Origin of the sequence: Paraburkholderia aspalathi, from assembly GCF_905220735.1 — a bacterium.
Taxonomy (GTDB): Bacteria; Pseudomonadota; Gammaproteobacteria; order Burkholderiales; family Burkholderiaceae; genus Paraburkholderia; species Paraburkholderia aspalathi.
In genome coordinates this window covers 391,490-401,051 of the sequence record NZ_CAJNBA010000006.1, presented here as the reverse complement: position 1 = coordinate 401,051, position 9,562 = coordinate 391,490, and the positions used below count along the sequence as shown (strand labels likewise).

The window sequence follows — 9,562 nt, the reverse complement described above, 5'->3', positions numbered from 1 at the left end:
TTCTTCAGGAATGTTCCGTCTGCTCATTTCTCACCTCAGTTGGAGAATTATCCCCTTTAGAGGTGTCCAGGTTCATTGAACCACTACAGTGCCGCCCCGCACAGGGGCAACACTAATAGACCACTAACAAAACAAGGAAAGGCCAAAACCAGCGCCGTCAGGCAATCCCCCGCCCGAACGGGCAAAAACCACCCCAAAACCCGCCGAGCAGGCACACAACCCAATAGCGCCCCCACCCAATTTGTGCTTTACTTTTCGGCAGACCCATAAAAAAAGTAAACCCGCAGCACCCTAATCGGACCCCACGAGCAGGCAGCTGAAAGCAGGAAAAAACAAAGGTCCGGTTTCACCCCATAAGGAGACAACTTCATGGCGATCAGCATCAGTCTGACGGTGAACGGCGCGCCCATCAGCGCCTCAATCGACCCTAACACCCTGCTTGTCCAGTTCCTGCGCGATCAACTTCGCTTAACAGGAACGCACATCGGCTGCGACACCGCCCAGTGCGGCGCATGCACGGTCCACCTGAACGGCCGCGCAGTCAAATCCTGCAACATCCTCGCGGTCCAGGCCGAAGGCGCAACCATCACCACCATCGAAGGACTCGCCAAAGACGGCGCCCTCCACCCGATGCAAGCCGCCTTCAAACACTGCCACGGCCTGCAGTGCGGTTTCTGTACGCCCGGCATGGTGATGAGCGCGGTCTCGCTCGTCGAGCGCCAACCCAATCTCACCGGCGACGACGTGCGCGCCCAGCTCGACGGCAATCTCTGCCGCTGTACGGGCTATCACAACATCGTCAAAGCAGTGCTCGAAGGCGCCGAAGGCATGAAGTCCGCCGGCACGGCCAACGCCAATGCCGCGGCCACTGCGCCCGCCACCGCCTGAGGAGCCGACGATGAACGCACCCGACACCCACCTCATCGGTACTTCCGTCGAACGTAAGGAAGACTATCGTTTCCTCACCGGCAACGGTCAGTACACCGACGACATCGTCCTGCCGCAGCAAACCTACGCAGTATTCCTGCGCTCGCCGCACGCACACGCAAAAATCAACAGCATCGACACCACCGCGGCCAAACAGTCGCCCGGCGTCGTCGCGATCTTCACCGGCGCGGACATGGCCGCGGACAGCGTCGGCGGACTGCCGTGCGGGTGGCTAATTCACAGCACCGACGGCAAGCCGATGAACGAGCCGCCGCATCCGATCATCGCGCACACGAAAGCGCGCCACGTCGGCGATCAGGTCGCGCTCGTCATCGCCGATTCGATCAAGGCCGCGAAAGACGCCGCCGAACTGATCGAGGTCGATTACGACGTGCTGCCGGCCGTGGTCGACACGGCGCACGCGTCCGATCCGGGCCAGGCCGCGGTTCACGACGAAGTGCCGGACAACGTCTGCTACAACTGGGGCCATGGCGACAAAGCCGCGACCGACGCCGCCTTCGCCAAAGCCGCGCACGTCACCACGCTCGACATCGTCAACAACCGCCTGATCCCGAACGCGATCGAACCGCGCGCGGTCAACGCAAGCTACTCGGTGCAGGACGACAGCTACACGCTCTACGTCGCGAACCAGAATCCGCACGTGGAACGCCTGTTGATGGCCGCGTTCGTGCTGTCGTTGCCGGAATCGAAACTGCGCGTGATCGCGCCGGATGTCGGCGGCGGCTTCGGGTCGAAGATCTTTCTGTACGCCGAAGACGTCGCGCTGACGTGGGCATCAAAGAAGATTCGCCATCCGATCAAATGGACCGCCGAGCGCTCGGAAGCCTTCGTGTCCGACGCGCATGGCCGCGATCACGTGACCAAAGCCGAACTGGCCATGGACGCCGACGGCAAGTTCCTCGCGATGCGCATCCACACGGTCGCCAACATGGGCGCGTATCTGTCGACCTTCGCCTCGAGCGTGCCGACCATTTTGTACGCGACGCTGCTCGCCGGTCAGTACGCGACGCCCGCCATCTACGCCGAGGTGAAAGCGGTCTTCACCAACACCGTCCCGGTCGACGCCTACCGCGGTGCCGGCCGTCCGGAAGCAACGTACGTGGTCGAGCGTCTGGTCGAAACCGCCGCACGTGAGATGAAGATCGATCCGGCCGAAATCCGCCGTCGTAACTTCATCCGCGAGTTTCCGTACGCGACGCCGGTCGGCCTCACCTACGATACCGGCGACTACGAGGCCACGCTGAGCCGTGCGCTCGAACTAGCGGACGTGAAAGGCTTCGCCGCGCGCAAGCAGGAATCCGAAAAGAACGGCAAGCTGCGCGGCCTCGGCTACTCGTGCTACATCGAAGCCTGCGGTTTGGCGCCGTCGAACATTGCCGGTGCATTGGGCGCACGCGCCGGACTCTTCGAAGTCGGCCAGATTCGCGTTCATCCGACAGGTTCGGTCACCGTGTTCACCGGCTCCCACAGCCATGGCCAGGGGCATGAGACAACCTTCGCGCAAGTAGTCGCGGACCGGCTCGGCATCGCGCTGGAAAGCGTGGAGATCGTTCACGGCGACACCGGCCGCATTCCGTTCGGCATGGGCACGTACGGCTCGCGCTCGATCGCGGTCGGCGGCTCGGCGATCATGAAGGCGCTCGACAAGATCGAAGCCAAGGCGAAGAAAATCGCCGCACATCTGCTGGAAGCCGCGGCCGAAGACATCGAGTTCAAGGACGGCGTGTTTCGCGTCGCGGGCACCGATCGCACCAAAGCATTTGCCGAGATATCGCTCGCCGCCTACGTGCCGCACAACTATCCGCTCAACGTGCTCGAACCGGGTCTCGAAGAAAGCGCGTTCTACGATCCGACCAACTTCACGTATCCGGCGGGCTCGTACATCTGCGAAGTCGAGGTCGATCCGGAGACCGGTGTCTGCCGTATCCAGCAGTTCACCGCGGTCGACGATTTCGGCAACGTGATCAATCCGATGATTGTCGAAGGCCAGGTGCATGGCGGCCTGGCACAGGGCATTGGGCAGGCGATGCTGGAGCGCTGCGTGTACGACAACGAGAGCGGCCAGTTGCTGTCCGGCTCCTATATGGACTACGCGATGCCGCATGCGTCCGATCTGCCGAACTTCACCGTCGAAACCGCGAAGGGCACGCCGTGCACGCACAATCCGCTCGGCGTGAAAGGCTGCGGCGAGGCAGGCGCGATCGGTTCGCCGCCGGCCGTGATCAACGCGATCCTCGACGCACTCGCGCCGCTCGGCGTGACCGACCTGCAAATGCCGGCAACGGCGCATCGCGTGTGGTCCGCGATCCACGCAGCCAAGCAACCCCACTAAGATCCTGAGCGGAGCATTCGACATGTATTCATTCGAGTATCAACGCGCGACGGATCCCAAAGCGGCCGCCGCAGCCATCGCTGCCGACAGTGACGCCAAGTTCATCGCCGGCGGACAGAGCCTGTTGCCCACCATGCGTCTGCGGCTCGCGCAGCCGTCGCAACTGATCGACGTGACGCGCATTCCCGCGCTCAAATCGATCACCGTCGATGCCGGCAAGGTGACGATCGGCGCAGCCGTATGCCATGCGGACGTCGCGGACCATGCGGAGCTTCGGCGCGTGCTGCCGGCGCTCGCGGACCTCGCCGGGCACATCGGCGATCGCCAGGTGCGCGCGCTCGGCACCATCGGCGGTTCGCTCGCGAACAACGATCCGGCCGCCTGCTATCCGGCTGCTGCGATGGCCTTGGACGCGACCATCGTCACCGATCGGCGACGAATCTCGTCGAGCGATTTCTTCGTCGGCATGTATGAGACCGCGCTGGCGCCCGACGAGTTGATCGTGGCCGTCGAGTTTCCCGTGCCCGAGCGCGCCGCTTACGAGAAATTCCGTAACCCGGCGTCGCACTTTGCACTGGTCGGCGTGTTCGTCGCGAAGTTCGCGAGCGGCGTGCGTGTCGCAGTGACAGGAGCGGCGTCTTCGGTATTTCGCGTGCCGGAACTGGAAAGCGCACTGACGGCGAATTTCACGCCCGAGGCCGCGCGAGGGGTAACCGTATCCGACGCCGACCTGAACACCGATATGCACGCGAGCGCCGAATATCGCGCGCATCTGATCCCGGTGTTGGCCGGGCGAGCGGTGACGAAAGCGAACGGTTAGCGATCCTTGCAGTTTGCGGCTGACGTGTCTCGGCGGAGCGCGTCAGCCGTGTTCGATCACGCACGCGGTGTGGCGCGACGCTCGCGTTCATTCGCTCCGTTCCGCCGACGGTATGAGTGACACGGACGAGCGCGCCGTTTTGCTCTTCACCATGCAGAGTCAGGAACACCATGCAGCCTGCTTCCATCGACGACACTCTCGCGCAACTCGCCGCCCAAAACTACTTCGCCAGTCGCGAACTCGCGACCGCGTTGTATCTCGCCCTGCGCATGGAGCGGCCGTTGTTCGTCGAAGGCGAGCCGGGCGTCGGCAAGACCGAACTCGCCAAAGCCGCGGCGGGGATGCTCGGCACGTCGATGCTGCGGCTGCAATGCTACGAAGGACTTGACACCGCCAGCGCGCTCTACGAATGGGACTACCCGCGCCAGATCATGGCGCTGCGTCTCGCCGAAGCCGCCGGCGAGCGGCCCGGCAACGACACGCTGTATCGCAGCGAATTCCTGTTGAAGCGTCCGCTGCTGCAAGCGCTGATGCCCGACGAAAATCATCCAGGCGCGCGGCGCGTGCTGCTGATCGACGAGATCGACCGCGCCGACGAACCATTCGAAGCGTTTCTGCTGGAACTGCTGTCGGACTTCCAGGTATCGATTCCCGAATACGGCACGGTGCGCGCGGAACAGCCACCGCTCGTCGTGATGACGTCGAATCGGACACGCGAAGTGCACGACGCGTTGAAACGCCGGTGCCTGTATCAATGGATCGGCTATCCCGAGCGCGACCGTGAACTGGAGATCGTCGCCGCGCGCGCGCCGCAGACATCGGTTGAATTGCAGCGGCGCGCGGTCGATTTCGTACATCGGTTGCGCGGCATGGATCTGTTCAAGGCGCCCGGCATAGCCGAAACGATCGACTGGTGCCGCGCTTTGGAAGCGTTATCGGTAACGGAGCTCGATCCGCAATCGGTGCAGAACACCCTGGGTGTGCTGCTCAAGTATCAGGACGATCTGGCGCGCATCGACGCCGCGCAGATCGCGCAATGTCTCGCGACGCCGGGATAACGGCGATGACCGCCTTCGCCGATACTTCGAGCGCCTCGGCCGCACCGATCGATACGCCCACGCTCGCCCACAACGTCGTCCACTTTGTGCGCGTGCTGCGCGGCGCGGGCTTGCCGATGTCGCCGGCGCAAGCCGTCGATGCACTCGCCGCGTTGCACTGGATCGACCTCGGCCGCCGCGACGATGTGCGCGCCGCGCTCGCCACGTTATTGGTCTCCGCGCCGGACGAACGCGACCTCTTCAACGCCGCCTTCGATCTGTTCTGGCGCGACCCGGATTGGGAAGGCAAACTGCGCGCGCTGCTACTGCCGAAAGTTCGCGATGGGTTGCCGCCACCCAAACGCAACAACCGTCTCGCCGACGCGCTTGCCGTACGCACGCCCCCCTCGCCGCACAGCAAGGCGCCACAGGAAACCGAACAACACGAACTACGCGCGCACGTTACCTTCAGTGCGGAAGAGCGGCTACGTCATCGCGATTTCGAAACGCTTTCCGCTGACGAATGGCGGACGTTGCGGCATCTGATTCGCGGCCAGCGTCTGCCGCTTGCCACCGAGCCGACGCGCCGCCTGAAGGCCGCGTCGCACGGCACGCATGCCGATTTGCGCGCGAGCGCACGACAAGCGGTGCGCGCCGGTGGCGACTGGACAGTGTGGAAGTATCGCGCGGTAGTGGAACGCAAACCGCCACTCGTGCTGCTGCTCGATATCTCCGGCTCGATGAGCAGCTATTCCCGCGCGGTGCTGTACTTTTGCCACGCGCTTCTGCAATCGCGTGAGCGCCTGCAGGTGTTCCTGTTCGGCACGCGCCTGACCAACGCGACGCGCGCGCTGCGCGAGCGCGATCCCGACGTAGCGATCGCGACGCTCACCGATCTGGTGGTCGACTGGTCAGGCGGCACACGGATCGGCGCGGCGCTGGCCGAATTCAACCGGCGCTGGGCACGTCGCGTGCTGACCGGCAGAGCCACGGTGCTGCTCGTCACCGACGGCCTCGATCACGAAGCGATCGACGTACTCGACACCGAAATGGCCCGCTTGCGCCGCTTCGCACACCGTATCGTGTGGCTCAATCCGCTGCTGCGTTTCAGCGGTTTTTCACCGAAAGCGCGCGGCGTGCAGGCGATTCTGCCGTACGTCGACGCACATCGCCCGGTTCATAATCTGGACAGTCTGACGGCGTTCGGCCGCGACCTCGCGCAGCTCACACGCGCGCCTCGTTCGACCGTCTCCGCGACGACAACTGCAGGAGCAACGCCATGGAATTAAGTGAAACCCATACGCTGCCGGTTTCCCAGCAGCGCGCGTGGGATGCGCTAAACGATACCGAAATCTTGCGCGCGTGCATTCCCGGCTGCGAGAGCATCGACCCGGATGGCGAAAACGCGTATGCGGTGGTGTTGAGCGCATCGGTCGGTCCGGTGAAGGCGCGCTTCAAAGGGCGTATGCTGCTGACCGATATCGAGGCGCCGAACAGCTACACCATCGTTTTCGAAGGTCAGGGTGGCGCGGCGGGCTTCGGCAAGGGCAATACGCGCGTCACGCTCGAACCCGAGGGCGACGCCGCGACGAAGCTCTCGTACACGGCGACGGCACAGGTCGGCGGCAAGCTCGCCCAGATCGGTTCACGGCTGGTCGACGGCGCTGCACGTAAAATCGCGGGCGAATTTTTCAAGCGCTTCGGCGCGCAGGTCGGCGGCGACGCTGACGGCGCGACGGCCCCGGATGTCGGCGACGCTGCAGCAACCGACGCGGCGGCGCAGAATACAGAATCGAATGAGGCCACGGACACTGAGTCCGGCGGCGACGGAACGAAAAGGAAGAAATCATGGACAGCGTGGATCTCGAAGTCCTGAAGTCCAGCGCACGTTGGCTGGAAGAGGGACATCGCGCGCTACTGGTGACGGTGGTGAAGACGTGGGGTTCGTCGCCGCGTCCCGAGGGCGCGATGCTCGCGGTGCGTGACGATGGCCTTGTGGTGGGTTCCGTCTCGGGCGGCTGCATTGAAGACGACCTGATCGACCGCGTGCGGCAAAAGGGTATTGAGCAGACCCGCCCGGAGGCGGTGAAGTACGGCATTACCGCGGAAGAAGCACATCGCTTTGGCCTGCCTTGCGGCGGCACGATCCAGTTGGTGCTCGAGCCTTTGACGCCACAAAGCGGCATTGCCGATCTGTGCCATGCGGTGGAAGACGGCCGCCTGGTGGCGCGCGAAGTCGACATGGTGACGGGCGCGGTACGGCTCGACGCGGCGCTGGCAACCGACGGCGTGCATTTCGACGGCGAGCGTCTGCTGACGATTCACGGGCCGCGTTACCGGATGCTGGTGATCGGTGCGGGGCAGTTGTCGCGGTATCTGTGCAACATCGCGGTTGGGCTCGACTATCAGGTCACCGTATGCGATCCGCGCGAGGAGTACACCGAGGAGTGGCGCATTCCCGGCACGAAGATCGTGCGGACGATGCCGGACGATACGGTGATCGACATGAAGCTCGACGAGCGGTGCGCGGTGATTGCGCTGACGCATGATCCTAAGCTGGATGATCTCGCGCTGATGGAGGCGTTGAAGACGCCGGCTTTTTATGTGGGCGCTTTGGGGTCGAGAAGGAATAATCAGGCGCGGCGCGAGCGGTTGAAGGAGTTTGATCTGAACGATACCGAGTTGGCCCGGCTGCATGGGCCGGTTGGGATTTATATTGGCAGCCGGACTCCGCCTGAGATTGCGGTTTCTATTCTTGCTGAGGTTACTGCGGCTAAGAATGGGGTTTCGTTGCCGACTCTATTACAGGTTGAGGGCGCTAAGGCCGCGCGGGAGATTGCTGCATCTGGTGGGGCTGCTTGTAGTGTTTAGGTTTTTTGCCTTTTGCGGCGGCATTTGGCCGTGTTATTAGGGCTTTGGCCTTTCCTTGTTTTGTTAGTGGTCTATTAGTGTTGCCCCTGTGCGGGGCGGCACTTACTTTCTTTGCCGCCGCAAAGAAAGATAAGCAAAGAAAGCGGCTAGAAGCCCCTGCTAAGTGGGCACCGTGGTCTGCTACGGGTAGTGGTGCGACTGGAATCCGTGCTCTCCCACATTCGGCGTTAGTGACAAAGGATTCATCAGCTCCCACTCCGCACTACGTGCGTCGCGGACGGGTCTGCATGGGAAACCACGGGCTTCGGTTAGCGCAGCGTGAGCCATCGGCTTCGCCTCGGCGAAGCGCCTCTCCACTCACCCGGAGACCCCCACTTAAAAATAATATTTCGGTGTACTGCAATCACCGTCGCGGCCGCAGTTGCCGTTCCAATCAAAATCGCGGTAGCCGTGGGCGCGCAATGACGAGCCGCAACCCGTTGGCGAGGCGGAAGCGTCAGAACGTAGCGAGTGGTTTTATGAAGTACTCTTCGGCGCGCGCAGCGCCGCCGGAAGTATGACGCCCTTGTCACAAGTGCATGCAGGTGCACGAACACAGATTCCAGTCGCACCACTACCCTGAGCGAGCTGCGGGACCCACTTAGCAGGGGCTTCTAGCCGCTTTCTTTTGCCTACTTTTCTTTGCGGCGGCAAAGAAAAGTAGGTGCCGCCCCGCACAGGGGCAACGCTAATAGACCACTAACAAATCAAGGAAAGGCCAAAGCCCCAAGAACACCAAAAAAAAGCGCCGCAAAGGCAAAAAACCCCAAGTCACATTAACCCACAAACCACAGCGGCAACCACCGAGCCGCCAACCAACAAAACCCCGACAATCCGCCGCTTATTCAACTCAGTCCACAACAAGACCCCGGTCAGGGACAGCAAAATCATCCCCCCCGCAATCGTATCGATCAACAACACCCACCCAACACTCAACCCCACACCACGATGCAAATTATTCATCGTAGTAAGAAACGAATTCTGCGTGCGTTTCACCGCCACAAACCCATTCCCAACCCAATACTCGGCCTGCACATTCTGACCAGGCCCAAAAATCCCGACTTGCCAGAACTCCGGCTGCATCGTGCTGCGATCGCCCCACGCCACTGCATGCGCCGGCTCGCGTTTCACCTTCCCCGGCTTGCCGTCGATCTTTAATTCGCCCTTGAGCCACTTCGCCATCTCCATCGGCGAACCCAGTCTCTTCTGCGGTACGGGAATCTGCATCTCCTCGACCTGCGGGTCGCCCGACGACACCTTCAACGGTCCGCCGCGATGATTCAGCAAAAACCCCGTCGCGCCAAACATCAGCCCCAACACCGCGCCCCACAGGCCAACCCAACCATGCACCTTGCGTAACCACTTGATGAAATTCGCCCGCCGCGAACGCTGGCGCCGCGCCGCCTGCTCGGCGTCGTCCATCAGATGATGACCGCGCTCCGGCCTATGGGCCGTGTATTGCGTGCTGGCACCAGCAGCAGGTTTCATATCGATCGATTCAGGCGCGTTCACATC

At 62.6% G+C, this 9,562-nt stretch carries 8 protein-coding genes; 7 read left to right on the top strand and 1 reads right to left on the bottom strand.

The annotated features are described in order from the left end of the window. Window positions 1–369 precede the first annotated feature (369 nt). From KHO30_RS30935 to KHO30_RS30905, 7 genes are all read left to right on the top strand, one after another. A complete protein-coding gene (locus tag KHO30_RS30935; RefSeq protein ID WP_093647821.1) occupies window positions 370–888 on the top strand; it encodes a (2Fe-2S)-binding protein in 519 nt (172 codons plus the stop codon). 10 nt (window positions 889–898) lie between these two features. Beyond that, the gene (locus KHO30_RS30930) at window positions 899–3,280 is read left to right on the top strand and encodes a xanthine dehydrogenase family protein molybdopterin-binding subunit (protein ID WP_211703214.1); all 2,382 of its coding nucleotides are present in this window, start codon (window positions 899–901) and stop codon (window positions 3,278–3,280) included. A 22-nt stretch (window positions 3,281–3,302) separates the two neighbouring features. Beyond that, entirely contained in the window at window positions 3,303–4,100 is a 798-nt protein-coding gene (locus KHO30_RS30925) for an FAD binding domain-containing protein (protein ID WP_093647819.1), read from the top strand. A gap of 170 nt (window positions 4,101–4,270) precedes the next feature. Then, the gene (locus KHO30_RS30920; RefSeq protein ID WP_054037965.1) at window positions 4,271–5,158 is read left to right on the top strand and encodes an AAA family ATPase; all 888 of its coding nucleotides are present in this window, start codon (window positions 4,271–4,273) and stop codon (window positions 5,156–5,158) included. A gap of 5 nt (window positions 5,159–5,163) precedes the next feature. Further along, a complete protein-coding gene (locus KHO30_RS30915; RefSeq protein ID WP_211703213.1) occupies window positions 5,164–6,426 on the top strand; it encodes a vWA domain-containing protein in 1,263 nt (420 codons plus the stop codon). Then, window positions 6,417–7,013: an SRPBCC family protein gene (locus KHO30_RS30910; protein WP_211703212.1), complete on the top strand. Its 597-nt coding sequence runs from the start codon at window positions 6,417–6,419 to the stop codon at window positions 7,011–7,013. Before KHO30_RS30915 ends, KHO30_RS30910 begins: the two co-directional genes overlap by 10 nt. After that, window positions 6,986–8,008 carry an XdhC family protein gene (locus KHO30_RS30905; RefSeq protein ID WP_211703211.1) on the top strand — a complete coding sequence of 341 codons (1,023 nt, stop codon included), beginning with the start codon at window positions 6,986–6,988 and terminating at the stop codon, window positions 8,006–8,008. The genes KHO30_RS30910 and KHO30_RS30905 overlap by 28 nt, the downstream gene beginning before the upstream one ends. 810 nt (window positions 8,009–8,818) lie before the next feature. Here KHO30_RS30905 and KHO30_RS30900 read toward each other — a convergent pair. Beyond that, window positions 8,819–9,559: a PepSY-associated TM helix domain-containing protein gene (locus KHO30_RS30900; RefSeq protein ID WP_211703210.1), complete on the bottom strand. Its 741-nt coding sequence runs from the start codon at window positions 9,557–9,559 to the stop codon at window positions 8,819–8,821. Between the last annotated feature and the right edge of the window lie 3 nt (window positions 9,560–9,562).